This is a genomic window from Kitasatospora sp. NPDC058406, from assembly GCF_042722765.1.
Lineage (GTDB): Bacteria > Actinomycetota > Actinomycetes > Streptomycetales > Streptomycetaceae > Kitasatospora.
The window spans coordinates 17,922-36,956 of the sequence record NZ_JBHXKE010000040.1 but is presented as its reverse complement, the minus strand read 5'-3'; the positions used below and the strand labels follow the sequence as shown (position 1 = coordinate 36,956).

Sequence of the window (19,035 nt, the reverse complement as noted above, 5' to 3'; positions counted from 1 at the left end):
CGTGCTGGCGCGGTTGCTCGACAGCCAATGAGCGGTCGGGTGAGACTGTTCCGCGCCCGGGCCCCGAAGCGGGGTCGCGGCAACGTGACTGACGCGGCACCCGACGTGCCGCACGGATGAGGAGGATCTGGGGTGGCCCGCCGCTCGTACGCCAGCTTCGGCAACGCCGACTACGGCATCTGGTACCGCTTCGCGGCCGTGCTGGTGAAGCCGGTGACGACCGCCCTGGTCAAGCCCGACTGGCGGGGCTGGGAGCACCTTCCGAAGAAGGGCGGCTTCATCACCGCGGTCAACCACAACTCGGTCATCGACCCGGTGATCTACGCGCACTGGCAGTACAACAGCGGACGGCCGCCGCGGATCCTCGGCAAGTCCTCGCTGTTCTCCGTGCCGTTCATCGGCTTCATGCTCCGCAAGACGGGCCAGATCCCGGTGTTCCGCGAGTCGACCGACGCGGCGCAGGCGTTCCGGGCCGCCATCGACGCGGTCAACGGCGGCCAGTGCGTGCAGTTCTACCCGGAGGGCACCCTCACCCGGGACCCGGACCTCTGGCCGATGACCGGCAAGAGCGGGGTGGCCCGGGTCGCCCTGATGACCGGCGCCCCGGTCATCCCCGTGGCGCACTGGGGCGCGCACGAGATCATCCCGCCGTACGGCAGGGGCGGCGCCGGGAAGAGCAAGTTCAACCTCTTCCCGCGCCACCGGGTGACGGTCGCGGCCGGGCCGGCCGTCGACCTGAGCAAGTACCGCGGCCAGGAGCTGACCGCCCAGGTGCTCAGGGACGCCACCGAGGACATCATGACGGCGATCACCGCCGTGCTGGCCGAGATCCGCGAGACCGAGCCGCCCGCCGAGCGGTACGACATGCGGGAGGCGGCCCGGAACCGGGGCGCCGCCGCGGCGGCCCGCCGGCAGAAGGCGGCCGGCCGGGCCGCCGACGAGGACGAGGAGGCCGGCAAGTGACCCGATGTGCCGTGTTCGGAACGGGCTCCTGGGGCACCGCGTTCGCGATGATCCTCGCGGACGCCGGCTGCGAGGTGACCCTCTGGGGCCGCCGGCAGGAGCTGGCGGACGCCGTCAACGCCACCCACGTCAACCCGGACTACCTCCCCGGGGTCCGGCTGCCCTCCTCGGTCCGGGCCACCACCGACCCCGCCGAGGCGCTGGCCGGCGCCGACTTCGCGGTGCTGGTGGTGCCCTCCCAGACGCTCCGCGAGAACCTGGCGGCCTGGGCGCCGCTGCTGGAGCCGCAGACCGTCCTGGTCAGCCTGATGAAGGGCATCGAGCTCGGCACCGCCAAGCGGATGAGCGAGGTCATCGGCGAGGTCGCCGGTGTCGGTCCGGAGCGGATCGCCGTGGTCAGCGGCCCCAACCTGGCCCGCGAGATCGCCAACCGGCAGCCCGCCGCGAGCGTCGTCGCGTGCACCGACGAGTCGGTCGCCAAGCGGCTCCAGGCGGCCTGCCACACGCCGTACTTCCGGCCGTACACCAACACCGACGTGATCGGTTGCGAGCTGGGCGGCGCGGTGAAGAACGTGATCGGCCTCGCGGTCGGCATGGCCAACGGCATGGGGCTCGGCGACAACACCAAGGCGACGCTGATCACCCGCGGGCTGGCCGAGACCACCCGGCTGGGACTGGCACTCGGCGCGGACGCGCACACCTTCGCCGGACTCGCCGGGATGGGCGACCTGGTGGCGACCTGCTCCTCACCGCTCTCCCGCAACAACACCTTCGGCACCAACCTGGGCCGGGGCATGTCGCTGGCGGAGACCATCGCGGCCACCCGCCAGACCGCGGAGGGCGTGAAGTCCTGCGAGTCGGTGCTCGACCTGGCCCGGCGCTGCGGCGTCGACATGCCGATCGTCGAGGCCGTGGTGGACGTGGTGCACAACGGCCGGCCCACCCAGGAGGTCCTTCAGGCGCTGATGTCCCGCTCGGCCAAGCCCGAGCGGCGGTGAACGTCCGCCTCAGGGTGGCTCACCTGTCCGAAACAGGCCGCACGGTACTCTCGGTCGCGATATGAGCATCGAACAGACCTCCCAGAACCCGTCCGTGAAGCCTCGTGTCGCCATCGTCTTCGGCGGCCGCAGCTCCGAGCACGCCATCTCGGTCTCCACCGCGGGCAGCGTGCTGAGGGCGATCGACCGCGACAAGTACGAGGTGCTGCCGATCGGCATCACCCACGAGGGCCGCTGGGCGCTGGTCAGCGACGAACCGGCCCGGATGACCATCACCGACGGCCGGCTGCCGGACGTCGACCAGGTCGCCGAGTCCGTCGAGGGCCAGGTCGCGCTGCCGCTCGGCCCGGGCAGCCGCGAGGTGGTCTGGAGCGAGCCCGGTGCGGCCCCCAAGGCGCTCGGCGAGGTCGACGTGGTCTTCCCGCTGCTGCACGGCCCCTGGGGCGAGGACGGCACGCTGCAGGGCCTGCTGGAGCTCTCCGGCGTGCCGTACGTCGGCAACGGCGTGCTCTCCAGCGCGGTCGGCATGGACAAGGAGTTCACCAAGCGCCTGCTGGCCTCGCACGGCCTGGGCGTCGGCCGCTACACCGTGGTCCGCCCGCGCGAGTGGGAGACCGAGGAGGGCCGCGCGGCCGTCCGCGAGCGGGCCGCCGAGCTCGGTCTGCCGCTGTTCGTGAAGCCCTGCCGGGCCGGCTCCAGCATGGGCATCACCAAGGTCAAGGACCTCTCCGACCTCGACCGCGCGATCGACGAGGCCCGCCGGCACGACCCCAAGCTGATCATCGAGGCAGGCGTCTCCGGCCGCGAGATCGAGTGCGCCGTGCTGGAGTTCGAGGACGGCCCGCGGGCCAGCGTCCCGGCCGAGGTGCTGGTCGGCGGCGACTACGAGTTCTACGACTTCGAGGCCAAGTACATCGACTCCTCGGAGGTGCGGATCCCGGCCGAGCTGTCCGGCGAGGAGACCGCCGAGATCCGCCGCCAGGCGGTGGCCGCGTTCGAGGCGCTCGGCTGCGAGGGCCTGGCCCGGGTGGACTTCTTCCTGCTGGAGGACGGCAGCTGGATGGTCAACGAGATCAACACCATGCCCGGCTTCACCCCGATCTCGGCCTACCCGAAGATGTGGGAGGCCAGCGGGCTGTCCTACCCGGAGCTGATCGACCGGCTGCTGCAGGCGGCGCTGCGCCGCTCCACCGGCCTGCGGTAGCCGCGCGGACCGCACCGCGGACGACGCGCGAGGGCGGGCCCGGGTTCCCCCGGGCCCGCCCTCGCGCGTGCGGCACTACGGGATGGTGGCCCTCACCGCGTCGGAGAGCGCGGCGGCGGCGTCGAGCGGGTTGGCGAGTGCCCCGCCGGGGACGGTCACCTCGACGAACACGGCCCGCTGGGTGACGGTGAGCCGGTAGCCGCCGTCCTTCAGCGGCTCCGGCCACCAGGTGACGTCGTTGATCGTCGGCGAGATCTCCTTCTGCTTCTCGTCGACCAGCCCCTCCGGGTGCGGCACGCCGCAGCGCAGCACGACGCGCGGCGACGAGGCCCAGGCGGCGGTGTACGGGGAGGCGGGCCCGGGGTCCTTGCGCGGGTGCCCGATCAGGTCCTGCGGCAGCGCGGCGTCCAGGGCCCGGCAGTACGCGGCGGCCCTGGGGGCGGGCGTGGGGGCGTCGACCTTCTCGGGCGCGCCCCAGTTGCCGACCAGCACCACGATGGTGCAGGTCAGCGCGAGCGGCACCGCCAGCCAACGGACCGGGGCCGGCAGTGCCGCGAGGAGGCGGGGGGCACGGAATTCTCGGGTCACCCGCCGATGGTATGCGCGGCTTACAGGTGCACCACCGGACAGGTCAGGGTCCGGGTGATTCCCTCGACCTGCTGAACCTTCGCGACGACGAGGCGGCCGAGGTCGTCGACCGTGTCGGCCTCCGCGCGGACGATCACGTCGTAGGGCCCGGTCACGTCCTCGGCCTGGAGGACACCGGGGATCTTGGAGATCGACTCGGCCACGGAGCTGGCCTTGCCGACCTCGGTCTGAATCAGGATGTAGGCCTGTACCACGGGGACCTCCCGGCGGCTGGGTACGGGGATCGCCGCCGTGATCGCCCGGTCAGGCGTCGGGGGTGGGGCACGGGCTCACCGGCAGTCTGATCACCACGCTACCGCGCAGCGGGGCAGGGAGGGGAGACCTGTGCGCCGTCGGAGGGCGTACGCTGCGCGCGGAAGCGACTTGGACGTACGACGCAGGTGCGCACGTGATGGAGACCGAGAGGACGGCAGATGCAGGGGACCGTGGGCGAGCTGGGCGAGTTCGGACTCATCAGGGAGCTGACCGCCCGGGTACCGCTCACCGACGCGGTCGACCTCGGCCCGGGTGACGACGCCGCGGTGGTGAAGGCGCCGGACGGCCGGGTGGTGGCCACCACGGACGTGCTGATCGAGAACCGGCACTTCCGCCGGGACTGGTCCACCGCCTACGACGTGGGCCGCAAGGCCGCCGCGCAGAACCTCGCCGACGTGGCCGCGATGGGCGCGGTGCCGACCGCGATCCTGCTGGGTCTGGTCGCGCCCGCCGATCTGCCCACCACCTGGGCGACCGAGCTGATGGACGGCCTGCGCGACGAGTGCCAGGTGGCCGGCGCGACCGTGGTCGGCGGCGACGTGGTGCGCGGGGACACCATCACGCTGGCCATCACGGCGCTCGGAGATCTGCAGGGGCGTGCGCCCGTGACGCGCGCCGGTGCTCAGGTGGGTGACGTGGTGGCGGTCACCGGCTGGCTGGGCTGGTCGGCGGCCGGACTGACCGTGCTGCAGCGCGGCTTCCGCTCCCCGAGGGCCTTCGTCGAGGCGCACCGCCGCCCCGAGCCGCCGTACCACGCCGGTCCGGCCGGCTCCGAGTTGGGCGCCACCTCGATGATCGACGTGAGTGACGGGCTGGTCGCCGACCTGGGCCACGTCGCCAAGGCCAGCGCGGTGGACATCGACCTGCGGGCCGCCGACTTCGACGTCCCGGTCCAGATGGCGGACATCGGGCAGGCGGTCGGGGTGGACCCGCTGGTCTGGGTGCTCTCCGGCGGCGAGGACCACGCGATCGTGGCGACCTTCCCGCGCGGGGTCCAACTGCCCGCCCGCTGGCGGGTGGTCGGTGAGGTCGTGGGGCGGGCCCGGGCGGCGCGCGGCGGCCGGGTGACGGTGGACGGCGAGGCCTGGGACCGGGTCGGCGGCTGGGACCACTTCTCGGAGTGACGGCGGTCGGCCACCTGCGGCCGGCCGTTGCGGGACCGGCCGTTCCGGGACCGGCCGTTCAAGGGTCGGTCGTTCCGTGGGTCGGCCGGCCCGGCGGCCGACGGACGTGCGGGGCCGGTGGGTTGACGCCCCGCCGGGGGCGGGAACGGGGGCGGGAACGGGGCGCGGCCGAGGGCGCGCGACGCTCCGGGTACGTCCCGCGATCCGGCTCCGGACGGGCCGAGCGCGTAGGCTTGCCGCATCCGGACCGCCCGTCTTCGGCGTGAGTGGTCTGAACCACTGTGGTCTGAACCACTTCGGAGCGGGAGAGCACACCACCATGCGTATCGGTGTCCTGACCAGCGGCGGCGACTGCCCCGGCCTGAACGCGGTGATCCGTTCCGTGGTGCACCGGGGAACCGATGTGCACGGCGACGAGATCGTCGGCATCGAGGACGGCTTCCTCGGCCTGATCGAGGGCCGCACCCGCCCGGTCTCCCACGACGACGTCACCGGCCTGCTGACCCTCGGCGGCACCATCCTCGGCTCGGCCCGGGTGCAGCGCGACCGGATCGCCTGGGCGGTGGAGAACGCCAAGGCCCTCGCCCGCGACATCGGCATCGACGCGCTGATCGCGATCGGCGGCGAGGGCACGCTCACCGCCGCCAAGATGTTCAGCGACGCCGGACTCCCCGTGGTCGGGGTGCCCAAGACCATCGACAACGACATCGACGCCACCGACGTCACCTTCGGCTTCGACACCGCGGTGCACGTCGCGACCGAGGCGATCGACCGGCTGAAGACCACCGCCGAATCCCACCAGCGCGTCATGGTGGTCGAGTTGATGGGCCGGCACACCGGCTGGATCACCCTCACCGCCGGCATGGCGGGCGGCGCGCACGGCATCCTCATCCCGGAGAAGCCGTTCGACATCGAGGGGGTGGCCCGGATGGTCGAGGACCGCTTCGCCCGCGGCAAGAAGTTCGCCATCATCGCCGTCGCCGAGGGCGCCGCACCGATGCCCGGCACCATGCGCTTCGACCACGGCGAGGTCGACCGGTTCGGGCACCGCACCTTCGGCGGGATCGGCAACCGGCTCGCCCACGAGCTGGAGAACCTGCTCGGCAAGGAGGCCCGCCCGGTCATCCTCGGCCACACCCAGCGAGGCGGCACCCCGACCGCCCGGGACCGGGTGCTCGCCACCCGGTTCGGCTGGCACGCGGTCGAGGCCGTCCACCAGGGCGCGTTCGGCCACTTCACCGCGCTGCGCCGGGGCGAGATCCGCCTGGTGCCGGTCGCCGAGGCCGTCACCCGGCTCAAGACCGTGCCGGAGGACCGCTGGGCGGAGTCGGAGGCGGTGCTCTGAACCGGCGCCGGTAGGTTGGAGGGCATGTCGCTCCCGTCCTCCACTCCCGCCCCCGGCGACCGCCCGTCGCCGGGCGGCCCCTCCGCCGCACCTCCCCGCGTCCTCACGGTGGCCGGCTCCGACTCCGGCGGCGGCGCCGGCATCCAGGCCGACCTCAAGGCGATGCTCGCCCTCGGCGTCCACGGCATGAGCGTGATCACGGCCGTCACCGCGCAGAACTCGCTCGGCGTCCAGGGCTACTGGGAACTCCCCGCCGAGGCCGTCCGCGCCCAGTTCCGCAGCGTGGTGGACGACATCGGCGTCCAGGCCGTGAAGACCGGCATGCTCGCCTCCGTCGAACTGGTGGAGACCGTCGCCGGACTGCTGGTCGACGTCGACGTGCCCGTCGTGGTCGACCCGGTCGGCGTCTCCAAGCACGGCGACGCGCTGCTCGCCGCCGAGGCCGTCGCGACCGTCCGCGAGAAGCTGCTGCCGGTCGCCACCCTCGCCACGCCCAACCTGCACGAGGTGACGCAGCTCACCGGGCGCACCGTGGAGAACGAGGCGCAGATGGCGGACGCGGCCAAGGCGCTGCTCGACCTCGGGCCGCGCTGGGTGCTGGTCAAGGGCGGCCACCTGGAGGGCGACGCGGCCGACCTGCTCCACGGCGGCGCGGGGGAGGAGTACTGGTTCCGGGCACCGCGCCACGACAACCGGCACACCCACGGCACGGGCTGCACGCTGGCCAGCGCGATCGCCTCCGGACTGGCCAAGGGCGAGCCGCTGCCGGAGGCCGTGGCCTCCGCGAAGGAGTACATCACCGGCGCGATCGCCGGCGGGTTCGCGCTGGGAGGCGGGATCGGGCCGGTCGACCACGCCTGGCGTTGGCGCTGAACCGACCGGAAAGACCGATGGGCGGGCCCGGGGGCCCGCCCATCGGCGGAAGGGTCGGCGGGGTTCGCCGGGCAAACAGGAAGCCGGCTCATCCGAGGATGAACCGGCTTGCTGGAGGACCGGCGTACCGGTCTGCGCGTCAGCGCGAGACCTTACCGGCCTTGATGCACGAGGTGCAGACGTTGAGCCGCTTCGGCGTCCGCCCAATCACAGCGCGCACCGTCTGAATGTTGGGGTTCCAACGACGGGGGGTACGGCGGTGAGAGTGGGAGATGCTGTTGCCGAAGCCCGGCCCCTTGCCGCAGACGTCGCAGTTGGCAGCCACAGGAGTCACTCCAAGACTTCAGATCATTTACGTTCGAAAACCCCGCTGGACCAGCGGAGCACTCGCGTGAACCGGACCGGGCCGAAGGGTGAGCCTGAACCTGTTCCAGGCAACCGGAAGAGCATACAACGCTTGCTTCCGTTCAACGAAACTACCACGACCGGCCGAGTGATCGCTCTGCCCGCCGCTCCGGGCACCGTCCCGCGGCCCCCGATAACCTGCCGGTATCACCCCTCGCCGTTCACCCTCAGGCCATCACGGCGTCCCATCCGGAGGAGACCTGGTGCTGCACACGCTCGACGCCCCGGCCGTGCGCAGCTGGTGCCAGCTGGCCCTGCGCGCGCTCGGCCAGGCCCGTGAGGAGATCGACGCACTCAACGTCTATCCCGTCCCGGACGGCGACACCGGCACCAACCTGTACCTGACCGTCGAGTCGGCCGCCGCGGCGGTGGAGAGCCGGTTCGCCGACCCGGGACCGGGCGGGGTGCCGGGGCTCGCCGAGACCGCCCGGGCGATGGCCCGCGGCGCGCTGGTCGGCGCCCGCGGCAACTCCGGGGTGATCCTCGCCCAGTGGCTGCGCGGCACCGCCGAGATGCTCGCCGAGGGCGGCGGCGCCGACCAGCTGCGGGCCGCCCTCCAACGGGCCGCCGACTCCGCCTACCAGGCCGTCGCCGAGCCGGTCGAGGGCACCCTGCTCACCGTCGCCCGGGTCGCCGCCCGGGAGGCGGGCCGGGCCGGTGCGGGGCTCGGCCAGGTCGCCGACACCGCGTACCGGGCCGCCCGGGACGCGCTGCGGCGCACCCCCGAACAGCTCGCCGTGCTCGCCGAGAACGGGGTGGTGGACGCCGGGGGCCGCGGCCTGGTCGCCGTCCTCGGCGCGCTCGCCGACGCGGTGGCCGGGCACCAGCCGATGGGCCCGGTCGCCCTGCGCGGGGACCTCCACGTGGTGGAGAGCTGCTCCGGACACGTCCGCCCGCCCGGGCCGGGCCACCCCGCGTTCGAGGTCATCTACCTGCTGGACGCCCCCGACGAGGCCCTGCCGGCGCTGCGCGAACGGCTGGCGGGTCTCGGCGACTCGCTGGTGGTCGGCGGCGGCGACGGACTCTGGAACGTGCACGTCCACGTGGACGACGCGGGCGCCGCCGTCGAGGCCGGGGTCGGGGCCGGGCGTCCGCACCAGATCCGGATCACCCACTTCGCCGAGGCCGCCGCCCGGGCCGGCACCGCCGCCGACCGCGGCGAGGCCGAGCGGCGCACCCGCGCGGTGCTCTCGGTGGTCTCGGGCGCGGGCCTGGCCGAACTCTGCGAGCAGGCCGGCGCGGTCGTGCTGCACGCCGAGCCCGGCCGCCCGCCGGCCAGCGCCGAACTCACCGCCGCCGTCCGCCGGTCCGCCGCCCGCGAGGTCGTGCTGCTGCTCAACGACCCGGAGCTGCGGGCCGCCGCGGGCGCTGCCGCCGACCAGCTGCGCGAGGAGGGCGTCCGGATCGCCGTCCTGCCCACCCGGTCGCCGGTCCAGGGCCTGGCCGCGCTCGCCGTGCACGAGTCCGCCCGGCGCTTCGACGAGGACGTGGTCGCCATGACCTCCGCGGCCGGCGCCACCCGGTACGCCGAACTGGCGGTCGCCGAGGGGGAGTCCTGGACCATGGCCGGGGTCTGCCAGGCCGGCGACGTGCTCGGCCTGATCGACGGGGACGTCGCGGTGATCGGCACCGGGCTGGCCGAGGTCGGCACGAGCGTGCTGGACCGGATGCTCGGCGCCGGCGGCGAACTGGTCACCCTGATCCTCGGCGAGGGCGCGCCCGAGGGGCTGGCCGAGCGGATGGTCGCGCACGCCCGGCACCGGCGGCCCGAGGTGGACGCGGTGGTCTTCCACGGCGGCCAGGAGTCGGCGCCGCTGCTCATCGGCGTGGAGTGAGGCGGCTCCGCGGGCCGCGCCGGGCCGGGGCGGCCGGAGGGCGCGTCGGCGGAGTGAGGGCCGGTCTGTCGGTCCCGTGGTGTAAACAAGGCCCTGATGGGCGCTCTCGATGAACCACTGACCAAGCTCGTCGGCGACCGGACCGCCAAGGTGCTCGCCGACAGCCTCAAGCTGCGCACGGTCGGGGACCTGCTGCACCACTACCCGCGCCGCTACGTCGAACGCGGCCAGCTCACCAGCCTGGACGAGCTGGAGATCGACGAGCACGTCACCGTGCTGGCCAGGGTCGAGAAGGTCACCCTGATCCCGTTCCGCGGGCGCAAGGGCGACCGGCTGGAGGTCGTCGTCACCGACGGCCGCAGCCGGCTCTCGCTGGTCTTCTTCAACCAGGGCTGGCGGCAGAAGGAGCTGAAGGGCGGCTCCCAGGGCCTGTTCGCGGGCAAGGTGGGCGTCTTCAACCGCACCCGCCAGCTGGTCTCGCCGGACTACCAGCTGCTCGACGCGGACGCGGACGCCGGCGCCGCCCAGCAGTTCGCCGGCCGGCTCATCCCCGTGTACGGCGCCAGCGCCCAGATGCCCAGCTGGAAGCTCTCGCTCTGCGTCGAGACGGCGCTCACCAAGCACCTGTCCGACGTCGGCGAGCCGCTCCCCGCCGAACTGCGCGAGCGGCACGACCTGATCCCGCTGCCCGAGGCGCTCGAACTGATCCACCGCCCGCGCAACCAGGCCGACCGCGAACGCGCCCAGGAACGGCTCCGCTGGGACGAGGCGTTCGTCCTCCAGGTCGCCCTCGCGCAGCGCCGGGCCGCCGACTCCGCCCTGCCCGCCAAGCCGCGCAGGGCCCGGGAGGGCGGCCTGCTCGACGCCTTCGACGCCCGGCTGCCGTTCACCCTCACGGAGGGCCAGCAGAAGGTCTCCGCGGAGATCGCCGCCGACCTGGCGGGCGAACACCCGATGCACCGCCTGCTCCAGGGCGAGGTCGGCTCCGGCAAGACCCTGGTCGCGCTGCGCGCCATGCTCGCCGTGGTGGACGCCGGCGGACAGGCGGTGCTGCTCGCGCCCACCGAGGTCCTGGCCCAGCAGCACCACCGCTCGATCGTCGAGATGATGGGCGACCTGGCCGAGGGCGGTCTGCTCGGCGGCTCCGACCTGGGCACCCGGGTGGCGCTGCTCACCGGCTCGATGGGCGTCCCGGCCCGCCGCCAGGTGCTGCTCGACATGGCCTGCGGGGACGCCGGCATCGCGATCGGCACCCACGCGCTGATCGAGGACAAGGTGCAGTTCCAGGACCTCGGCCTGGTCGTGGTCGACGAGCAGCACCGCTTCGGCGTCGAGCAGCGCGACGCGCTGCGCGCCAAGGGCGACCAGCCGCCGCACCTGCTGGTGATGACCGCCACCCCGATCCCGCGCACCGTCGCGATGACCGTCTTCGGGGACTTGGAGACCTCCGTGCTGGACCAGCTTCCGGCCGGCCGCTCGCCCATCTCCACCCACGTCGTCCCGGCCGTCGAGAAGCCCAACTTCCTGGCGCGGGCCTGGGAGCGGGTCCGCGAGGAGGTGACCCGGGGCCACCAGGCGTACGTGGTCTGCCCCCGGATCGGGGACGAGGAGCCCGCCGACCCGAAGGCCGCGAAGGGCGCGAAGAAGCGGCGCCGGGCCGAGGACGAGCTGGAGGACCTCACCGACGACGCACCGGACGAGGGCGCCGCGAGCGACGAGCGGCGGCCCCCGCTCTCCGTCGTGGAGACCGCCGCGAAGCTGGTCGGGGGCCCGCTGGCCGGGCTGCGGGTGGAGATCCTGCACGGCCGGCTGACGCCCGAGGCCAAGGACGACGTGATGCGCCGGTTCACGGCCGGCGCGGTGGACGTGCTGGTCGCGACCACGGTGATCGAGGTCGGCGTCAACGTCCCGAACTCCACCGTGATGGTGATCATGGACGCGGACCGGTTCGGCGTCTCCCAGCTCCACCAGCTCCGCGGCCGGGTCGGGCGCGGCTCCGCCGCCGGGCTCTGCCTGCTGGTCAGCGACATGCCCGCGGGCAGCGCCGCCCGGGCCCGGCTGGACGCGGTGGCCGGCACGCTGGACGGCTTCCAGCTGTCCCGGATCGACCTCGAACAGCGCCGCGAGGGCGACGTCCTGGGCCAGGCGCAGTCGGGTGTGAAGTCCTCGCTCAAGGTGCTCTCGGTGCTGGAGGACGAGGAGGTCATCGTGACCGCCCGCACCGAGGCCACCCGGCTGGTCGCCGAGGACCCCGGGCTGACCGCCCACCCGGAGCTGCGCACCGCGCTGGCGAGCCTGCTCGACGAGGACCGTGCGGAGTATCTGGAGAAGGGCTGAGGCCCGCTCGGCAGAGCCCGATTGTCAGACCCCCGGGAGAGAATGAAGGTGTTCAGGACGCACCCCCAAGGTGCGTTCCTGGCGCGACACTTGGGGGTTTTGCCATGGCATTCCGTCATCTCAACGAGCTCCCGCTGGGCGACAAGGTCTTCCGGATCGAACTCGCCAGCGACGACGACCGCGAGGTCACCCTCACCCTCACCGGCTGGCGCGAGGGGGAAGCGGCCGCGCCGCTCGCCTCCGGACGGCTGCGGCTGCCGGTCGAGGACGTCGCCTCGCTCCGGATCGCGCTCAACCGGGCGCTCCGGGCCCTGGCGATCGTCGCCGACGTCTCCGAGCCCATCCCCGACCGTGACGTGCTGCGCGAGCTCTACCCCGGACACGGCGCCCCCTGGGTGCCGCAGCACGAGGAGGAACTGGTCCGGCGGTTCCACGAGAACGAGACCGTCGCCCGGATCGCCGCCCGCTTCGGCCGTACGCCCGACTCCGTCCGCACCAAGCTGCGGGAGCTCGGCCACGACCCGCGCCGCCCCGAGTACTGCCCGCCCGACGGCTGCCTCTCCTGGTCCCGCTACGCCTCGCCGACGCTGCTCGGCGCGGCCGTCCCGGCCCAGGCGGCGGGGGAGTAGCCGGGGCATCCGGTCCGTGGGTGCGACGGGGGCGCGGCGTCCGCGGTGACGAGCTGAAGTGAGGGGGGAGGGCCCCGCCGGTCGGACCGGCGGGGCCCGGCCCGTATAGCGTGGTCGGGCAGCGACGAAAGGACCTCCCACCACCATGACCCGCGTGATCGCCGGGGCGGCCGGCGGCCGCCGACTGGCCGTACCGCCCGGTCGGGGCACCCGCCCGACCTCCGACAAGGCCCGCGAGGCGATGTTCTCCACCCTGGAGGCGCTGCGCGGCACCCTGCACGGCATCCGGATGCTGGACCTGTTCGGCGGGTCCGGCGCGGTCGGCCTGGAGGCGCTGTCGCGCGGCGCCGAGCACGTGCTGCTGGTCGAGGCCGACGCCCAGGCGGCCCGGGTGATCCGGGAGAACGTCCGGACGATCGGACTGCCGGGCGCGCTGGTGAAGGCCGCCAGGGCGGAGAAGGTGATCGCCGGGCCGGCTCCGGAGGCTCCGTACGACCTCGTCTTCCTCGACCCGCCGTACGTCGTCACCGACGACGAGGTGCGCGAGATGCTGATCACACTGTCGGCCGGGGGCTGGCTCGCGGCCGACGCACTCGTCACCGTGGAGCGCAGCACCCGGGGCGGCGAGTTCGGCTGGCCGGAGGGCTTCGAGGTACTGCGCTCGCGCCGGTACGGCGAGGGCACCCTCTGGTACGGTCGCGCCGCCGCCGAGACCCGTCGCCACCCGTAGCGGGCCGAGGCCCGCAGCAGTCTCGTCACCCCATGAGGGAGCACCAACGCCATGCGCCGTGCCGTCTGCCCCGGATCGTTCGACCCGATCACCAACGGTCACCTCGACATCATCGAGCGGGCCTCGAAGCTGTACGACGTGGTGCACGTCGCGGTGTTGATCAACCGCAACAAGGAGGGCATGTTCAGCGTCGAGGAGCGGATCGCGCTGATCGAGGAGACCACCGCGCAGTACGGGAACGTCGTGGTCGAGTCGCACCTCGGCCTGCTGGTGGACTTCTGCCGGGAGCGGGACATCCCGGCGATCATCAAGGGCCTGCGCGCCGTCAGCGACTTCGACTACGAGCTGCAGATGGCCCAGATGAACCACGGGCTGACCGGCGTCGAGACGCTCTTCGTGCCGACGTCGCCGACGTACAGCTTCCTCTCCTCGACGCTGGTCAAGGAGGTGGCCTCGTACGGCGGCGACGTCTCGCACCTGCTGCCGGAGACGGTGCACGGCCGCCTGGTCGAGCGGATCGCCGAGCGGCGCGCCGGGCGGTAGCGCGCGACGGGGCGGCCGGCCCGCGGGGTGGGCCCGGTGGTGACCTCCGGTCCGTTTCTGCCGGTTCGTCACGGTATGTCGGTCAGGTGGGTGGTCGGCCCCGTCCGGACGTTGTGACCTCGCCCCGCCGTGGCCGTACAGTCTGTATTCCTGCCCTGCGGTGAGGTGCACCGCGCCGGGCGCTGCCTCCGCCGGACCGTCGGCGGCACACGGAAAGACGAAGCCCCGTGGACGTGCAGAACAAGGTCGACGAGATCGTGGCCGCCGTCGAGAACGCCCGCTCGATGCCCATGTCGGCCTCCTGCGTGGTGAACCGGGCCGAGCTGGTCGGCCTGCTCCAGGACCTGCGCTCGGCACTGCCCGCCGAGTTGGCCCAGGCCCAGTCGGTGATGGCCGACCACGAGTCGGTGGTCGCGGACGCCCAGTCCGAGGCCGACCGGATCATCCAGGGGGCGCACGCCGAACGGGGCTCGCTGATCTCCGACACCGAGGTGGTCCGCCGCGCCCAGGCCGAGGCCGACCGGATCCTCGTCGAGGCCCGCGCCGAGGTCGACACCAAGCGCGCCGAGGCCGACGACTACGTGGACAGCAAGCTGGCCAACTTCGAGGTCGTGCTCACCAAGACGCTCGGCGCCGTCGGCCGCGGCCGGACCAAGCTGCGCGGCGACGCGAGCGTCTTCGAGAACGACTTCGACGGCGAGAGCGACGGCGAGGAGTTCCGGCCGCAGCGGACCAGCCCGAGCCCCGAGGTCGACGAGTACGTCGATGTGAAGCTCGCCACCCTGGAGAACGTGCTCAGCGCGACCCTGGAGGCGGTCGGCAAGGGCCGCGACAAGCTGCTCGGCAAGCGGCCGATCGACGAGCTGGGCGCCTACCTGGCCGCCGCCGACCAGGCGCAGCAGGCCAAGGAGCGGGCCGAGGCGGTCGCCGCGGGCTTCGCCGGGGACGCCGACGGTGCCGACATCGCGTGGTACCGCGAGGAGGTTCCGCAGCAGCAGAGCTGGCCGGAGCAGGCCCCGGCGGCGGCGGGCTGGCAGTCCCCGGGGGCCGACCAGTACGCGGCCGCGCAGCAGGGCGGCGGCCAGTACGCGGAGGTGTACGGCGGCGGCTTCGACCCGGCGATCGGCCAGGGGGGCGACCCGTACGCCGGCCAGTACGGCTATGGCCAGCAGGTCCCGCAGATCCAGCACGCGCAGCAGGTCCAGCACGTGCAGCAACCCGGCTACCCGGAGGGCCGGCAGGGCCAGCAGGGCGGGTACGACTACCCGCCCCAGCACCAGGGGTACGCCGCCCAGCAGTACGACGCCTGGGGCAACCCCCAGCCCGAGGCCGGGGCCGGCTACCCGCAGCCGCCGGCCAACCCGCCGGCCCTTCCGCAGCAGGCGCAGCCCGGCCTGGACGAGACCAGCTTCTTCGACACCAGCATGATCGACATGACCCGGCTCCGGGAGCTCGGCGGGAGGTAGTGGCCGGGAGCGAAGTTGGGCCTGGCCGGAGACTCCGGTAGTCTGACCACTCCGGCCTCTCCGTGTCGGGCCGTCGGTCTGCCCGCGCATCCATTCGATGAGTGGCGCCGCACATCAGTTTTCTCAGGAAGTCAGGACACCTTGAACCGCCTCGACCACCGCGACCCCCTCGTGTTCGACACGCACGAGCTGGGCCGTCGTCCGGGTGCGCTGCGCAAGGTGAGCCGGACCCTGGAGGCCCCCGAGGGCCTGGGGATCATCGACGTGATCGGTGTTCCCGAGAAGAGTGAGATGGTTCTGGAGCTCCGCCTGGAGTCCGTGGTCGAGGGCGTGCTGGTGACCGGCACCGCCGAGACCGTGGTCGAGGGCGAGTGTGTACGGTGCCTGGAGCCGGTCGAGTTCGACCTCGACGTGGACTTCCAGGAGCTGTACTACTACCCGGAGTCCGACGAGCGCCATCGCGCCCGGACCGCCGGGACCGAGGACCTCGAAGAGGACTCGGAAGAAGAGACTTACCGTCTGGAGGGCGACTACTTCGACCTCCGGCCGGTGCTGCGTGACGCGGTGGTGCTCGCACTGCCGCTGCAGCCGGTGTGCCAGGAAGACTGCCTGGGCCTGTGCTCCGAGTGCGGAGCGCGCCTGAGCGACGACCCGGCGCACCACCACGACGCCGCCGACCCCCGGTGGGCGGCTCTGCAGGGACTCTCCGCCGCCCCTGGCGACGAGGGTGACGGAATCAAGTACAGCGACACCCGTGAGGGTCTCGCCGAGAACCAGGAGAAGTAGCCGTGGCTGTTCCGAAGCGGAAGATGTCGCGCAGCAACACGCGCCACCGTCGGTCCAACTGGAAGGCCGTTGTCCCGGCCCTCGTGGCGTGCGACCGCTGCCACGAGCCGAAGCTGGGTCACATCGCGTGCCCGAGCTGCGGCACGTACAACCGTCGCCAGGTCCTCTCGGTCTGATCGGCGGGGTGCACGGATCGATGTCGGACGGTAACTCTTCCCGCAAGGCGACCACCGCAACGAAGGCTCCTTCGGGTGGCGGAAAGGCCGGCGGGCCGGCTTCGACCGAATACGACGTCCTGGAAGGGCGCCTCGGGTACACGCTCGAGCGCGCCCTTCTGGTGCGTGCCCTGACCCACCGCTCGTACGCGTACGAGAACGGCGGGCTGCCCACCAACGAGCGCCTGGAGTTCCTCGGCGACTCGGTGCTGGGCCTGGTGGTGACCGACACCCTCTACCGCGTCCACCCGGACGTCCCGGAGGGCACGCTCGCCAAGCTGCGCGCCGCGGTGGTCAACTCGCGCGCGCTCGCCGACGTCGGACGCGGCCTGGAGCTCGGCACGTTCATCCGGCTCGGCAAGGGCGAGGAGGGCACCGGCGGCCGCGACAAGTCGTCGATCCTCGCCGACACCGTCGAGGCCGTGATCGGCGCCGTCTACCTGGACCAGGGCCTGGACGCGGCCACCGAGTTCGTCCACCGGCTGTTCGACCCGCTGATCGAGGAATCCTCTCAGCTGGGCGCGGGCCTGGACTGGAAGACCAGCCTCCAGGAGCTCACCGCCTCGGTGGGCATCGGAGTGCCGGAGTACGTGGTCGAGGAATCCGGTCCGGACCACGAGAAGACCTTCACCGCGGCGGCCCGGGTGGCCGGCGAGGACTTCGGCAGCGGCGTCGGCCGCTCGAAGAAGGAAGCCGAGCAGAAGGCCGCGGAGAGCGCCTGGCGGGCGATCAAGGAGAAGTACGCCGACCGCCTGCCCGGCGGCGCCTGAGCACGCAGTAGCCTTCCTCCAGCAGACGCAGTTCCCCGTCGCAGGAGGCTTGTTCCCGTGCCCGAACTTCCCGAGGTCGAGGTCGTCCGCCGCGGTCTGGCGAACTGGGTCGCCGGACGGACCGTGGCCGGGGTCGAGGTGCTGCACCCGCGTGCGGTGCGGCGCCAGCAGGCCGGCGCGGCCGACTTCACCGCCCGGCTCACCGGCACCACCCTCGGCACCGCGCAGCGGCGGGGCAAGTACCTGTGGGTGCCGCTCGCCGGCACCGGGGCCGGGTTCGCGCTGATCGGCCACCTCGGGATGAGCGGCCAGCTGCTCGTCCAGGACCCGTCCGCGCCGGACGAGAAGCACCTGCGGGTCCGGCTGCGGTTCGGCGACGGCGGGCGCGAGCTGCGCTTCGTCGACCAGCGGACCTTCGGCGGGCTGGCGGTCGAGGAGGCCGAGGACGGCGACCCGGAGGGCACCCCGGTCTCCATCGCGCACATCGCCCGCGACCCGCTCGACCCGCGCTTCGACGACGCCGCCTTCGTGACCGCGCTGCGCCTCAGGCGCACCACCGTCAAGCGCGCGCTGCTGGACCAGACGCTGATCAGCGGGGTCGGCAACATCTACGCGGACGAGGCGCTCTGGCGCACCCGGCTGCACTACGACCGCCCGACCGGGTCCCTCACCCGCCCGCAGGCGCTGCTGCTGCTGGCCAACGCCCGGGACGTGATGTCCGCGGCGCTGGCCGTCGGCGGCACCAGTTTCGACAGCCTGTACGTCAACGTGAACGGCGAGAGCGGCTACTTCTCCCGGGACCTGGACGCCTACGGCCGCGAGCAGGAGCCGTGCCGGCGCTGCGGGACGCCGATCCGGCGGGCCGCCTGGATGAACCGGTCCAGCTACTTCTGCCCCCGCTGCCAGCGGGTGCCGCGGGTCCGCAGCGGGGGCTGAGCGGCCTCAGTGCTTGGCGAGTTCGGGCTGCGGCCGTTCGGATTCGGGCGCGCCGTGGGTGTCCTGGCCGAAGTAGGCGACGCCGACCGCCGCGACCACCGAGAGCAGGAAGCCGGCCACGCCGAGCCAGCCGAGCCCGGCCTTCGAGGAGTCGCCGAGCCAGAGCACGCCGACCGCGCCGGGCAGCACCGTCTCACCGACGACCAGGGCCGCGGTGGCCCCGTTCACCGAGCCGATCTGCAGCGCCACGGTGTGCACGTACATGCCGCCGATGCCGCCGACGAGGATCGCGTACAGGGCCGGGTCGGAGAGCAGCGCGCCGAGCTCGAACGGCTCGATCCCGTTGAGGATGCGCACGCCGACGCCGAGCGCGCCGAAGCCCAGACCGGAGAGCAGGCCGGCGACGATCGCGCCGTTGGCCCCCATCCGGCGGACCAGCAGGCCACCGCCGACCAGCAGCACGGTGGTGATCGCCAGCAGCCCCCAGTGGAAGGCCATCGCGGCGTGGTGGCCGCCCTCCGGTCCGGCCGAGACCGCCAGCAGCACCAGCGCCGAGCAGAGCACGCCGATCGACACCCACTCCAGCTGCTTGAGCCGGATCCCGAGCAGCTTGATCGACAGCACCGCGGTGATCACCAGGTTGGCGCTGATGATGGTCTGGGAGAGGAACAGCGGCAGCAGCCGGGCGGCCAGCGCGCCGAGGCCGAAGCCGATGAAGTCCAGCACCGTGCCGAGGATGAACTCCCAGGTCACGGCCGCCTTGGCGGTGGAGGAGAGGCTCGGCCCGCCGTGCGCGGTGGTCCCGGCGGCGGAGGCGCCCTTGGCGGCCTCCTCCCGGGCGGAGCGGCGTGATCCGACGGCCTGCAGGACCGAGCCGATGCCGTAGCAGGCGGAGGCCGCCACGGCGGTGACGAGGCCGATCAACACGCTGTGCTCCGATCGAGAGGAATGCGGGAGGAGAGGAGTGCGGGAG

The 19,035-nt window shown here is 73.1% G+C and carries 20 protein-coding genes; 16 read left to right on the top strand and 4 right to left on the bottom strand.

Going from position 1 to position 19,035, the window contains the following annotated elements; translation table 11 throughout:
- Nucleotides 1-132: 132 nt before the first annotated feature.
- From ACFWOG_RS11045 to ACFWOG_RS11035, 3 genes are all read left to right on the top strand, one after another.
- Nucleotides 133-963 carry a lysophospholipid acyltransferase family protein gene (locus tag ACFWOG_RS11045; RefSeq protein ID WP_329882851.1) on the top strand — a complete coding sequence of 277 codons (831 nt, stop codon included), beginning with the start codon at nt 133-135 and terminating at the stop codon, nt 961-963.
- Nucleotides 960-1,961 (top strand): NAD(P)H-dependent glycerol-3-phosphate dehydrogenase, encoded by a 1,002-nt coding sequence (locus ACFWOG_RS11040; RefSeq protein WP_329951661.1) that lies wholly within the window; start codon nt 960-962, stop codon nt 1,959-1,961. Before ACFWOG_RS11045 ends, ACFWOG_RS11040 begins: the two co-directional genes overlap by 4 nt.
- A 61-nt stretch (nt 1,962-2,022) precedes the next feature.
- Nucleotides 2,023-3,165 (top strand): D-alanine--D-alanine ligase family protein, encoded by a 1,143-nt coding sequence (locus ACFWOG_RS11035; RefSeq protein WP_329882853.1) that lies wholly within the window; start codon nt 2,023-2,025, stop codon nt 3,163-3,165.
- Nucleotides 3,166-3,240: 75 nt separating this feature from the next.
- On the opposite strand, the gene ACFWOG_RS11030 is transcribed toward ACFWOG_RS11035, so the two are convergent.
- Both ACFWOG_RS11030 and ACFWOG_RS11025 read right to left on the bottom strand, forming a co-directional pair.
- Nucleotides 3,241-3,753: a DUF3515 family protein gene (locus ACFWOG_RS11030; RefSeq protein ID WP_380356921.1), complete on the bottom strand. Its 513-nt coding sequence runs from the start codon at nt 3,751-3,753 to the stop codon at nt 3,241-3,243.
- 20 nt (nt 3,754-3,773) lie between these two features.
- Complete coding sequence (locus ACFWOG_RS11025) at nt 3,774-4,007, bottom strand: Lrp/AsnC ligand binding domain-containing protein (protein ID WP_329882855.1); 234 nt, start codon at nt 4,005-4,007, stop codon at nt 3,774-3,776.
- A 219-nt stretch (nt 4,008-4,226) separates the two neighbouring features.
- Between ACFWOG_RS11025 and ACFWOG_RS11020 the strand changes: the two genes are divergently transcribed.
- The 3 genes from ACFWOG_RS11020 to thiD all read left to right on the top strand — a co-directional run bounded on the left by ACFWOG_RS11020 (nt 4,227) and on the right by thiD (nt 7,410).
- Nucleotides 4,227-5,192, top strand: a complete 966-nt coding sequence (locus ACFWOG_RS11020; RefSeq protein ID WP_329882856.1) for a thiamine-phosphate kinase — start codon at nt 4,227-4,229, stop codon at nt 5,190-5,192.
- Nucleotides 5,193-5,511: 319 nt separating this feature from the next.
- Nucleotides 5,512-6,537 carry a 6-phosphofructokinase gene (locus ACFWOG_RS11015; protein WP_329951663.1) on the top strand — a complete coding sequence of 342 codons (1,026 nt, stop codon included), beginning with the start codon at nt 5,512-5,514 and terminating at the stop codon, nt 6,535-6,537.
- A gap of 24 nt (nt 6,538-6,561) precedes the next feature.
- On the top strand, nt 6,562-7,410 hold the full coding sequence (gene thiD / locus ACFWOG_RS11010) for a bifunctional hydroxymethylpyrimidine kinase/phosphomethylpyrimidine kinase (protein WP_380356917.1): 849 nt from the start codon (nt 6,562-6,564) through the stop codon (nt 7,408-7,410).
- 139 nt (nt 7,411-7,549) lie between these two features.
- On the opposite strand, the gene rpmB is transcribed toward thiD, so the two are convergent.
- Complete coding sequence (gene rpmB / locus ACFWOG_RS11005; RefSeq protein WP_014138233.1) at nt 7,550-7,735, bottom strand: 50S ribosomal protein L28; 186 nt, start codon at nt 7,733-7,735, stop codon at nt 7,550-7,552.
- A 283-nt stretch (nt 7,736-8,018) separates the two neighbouring features.
- Between rpmB and ACFWOG_RS11000 the strand changes: the two genes are divergently transcribed.
- From ACFWOG_RS11000 to mutM, 10 genes are all read left to right on the top strand, one after another.
- A complete protein-coding gene (locus tag ACFWOG_RS11000; protein ID WP_329951665.1) occupies nt 8,019-9,650 on the top strand; it encodes a DAK2 domain-containing protein in 1,632 nt (543 codons plus the stop codon).
- A gap of 96 nt (nt 9,651-9,746) precedes the next feature.
- Nucleotides 9,747-11,987 carry an ATP-dependent DNA helicase RecG gene (recG, locus tag ACFWOG_RS10995; RefSeq protein WP_329882860.1) on the top strand — a complete coding sequence of 747 codons (2,241 nt, stop codon included), beginning with the start codon at nt 9,747-9,749 and terminating at the stop codon, nt 11,985-11,987.
- Nucleotides 11,988-12,091: 104 nt separating this feature from the next.
- Entirely contained in the window at nt 12,092-12,616 is a 525-nt protein-coding gene (locus ACFWOG_RS10990; protein WP_329882861.1) for a hypothetical protein, read from the top strand.
- Nucleotides 12,617-12,761: 145 nt separating this feature from the next.
- Nucleotides 12,762-13,346, top strand: a complete 585-nt coding sequence (rsmD, locus tag ACFWOG_RS10985; protein ID WP_329882862.1) for a 16S rRNA (guanine(966)-N(2))-methyltransferase RsmD — start codon at nt 12,762-12,764, stop codon at nt 13,344-13,346.
- Nucleotides 13,347-13,397: 51 nt separating this feature from the next.
- Nucleotides 13,398-13,889: a pantetheine-phosphate adenylyltransferase gene (gene coaD, locus ACFWOG_RS10980; protein ID WP_329882863.1), complete on the top strand. Its 492-nt coding sequence runs from the start codon at nt 13,398-13,400 to the stop codon at nt 13,887-13,889.
- Nucleotides 13,890-14,116: 227 nt separating this feature from the next.
- Nucleotides 14,117-15,355, top strand: a complete 1,239-nt coding sequence (locus tag ACFWOG_RS10975) for a cell division initiation protein (protein ID WP_329951667.1) — start codon at nt 14,117-14,119, stop codon at nt 15,353-15,355.
- 141 nt (nt 15,356-15,496) lie between these two features.
- Nucleotides 15,497-16,141 (top strand): DUF177 domain-containing protein, encoded by a 645-nt coding sequence (locus tag ACFWOG_RS10970; RefSeq protein ID WP_329882865.1) that lies wholly within the window; start codon nt 15,497-15,499, stop codon nt 16,139-16,141.
- A 2-nt stretch (nt 16,142-16,143) separates the two neighbouring features.
- Nucleotides 16,144-16,317, top strand: coding sequence for a 50S ribosomal protein L32 (gene rpmF, locus ACFWOG_RS10965; protein WP_030056747.1), 174 nt, complete (start codon nt 16,144-16,146; stop codon nt 16,315-16,317).
- Nucleotides 16,318-16,337: 20 nt separating this feature from the next.
- Nucleotides 16,338-17,126, top strand: coding sequence for a ribonuclease III (rnc, locus tag ACFWOG_RS10960; RefSeq protein WP_329882866.1), 789 nt, complete (start codon nt 16,338-16,340; stop codon nt 17,124-17,126).
- 57 nt (nt 17,127-17,183) lie between these two features.
- Nucleotides 17,184-18,062: a bifunctional DNA-formamidopyrimidine glycosylase/DNA-(apurinic or apyrimidinic site) lyase gene (gene mutM, locus ACFWOG_RS10955; RefSeq protein WP_329951668.1), complete on the top strand. Its 879-nt coding sequence runs from the start codon at nt 17,184-17,186 to the stop codon at nt 18,060-18,062.
- 6 nt (nt 18,063-18,068) lie between these two features.
- Here the strand turns inward: mutM and ACFWOG_RS10950 are convergent, their stop codons facing one another.
- Nucleotides 18,069-18,989, bottom strand: coding sequence for a hypothetical protein (locus ACFWOG_RS10950; protein ID WP_380356909.1), 921 nt, complete (start codon nt 18,987-18,989; stop codon nt 18,069-18,071).
- Nucleotides 18,990-19,035: the final 46 nt, after the last annotated feature.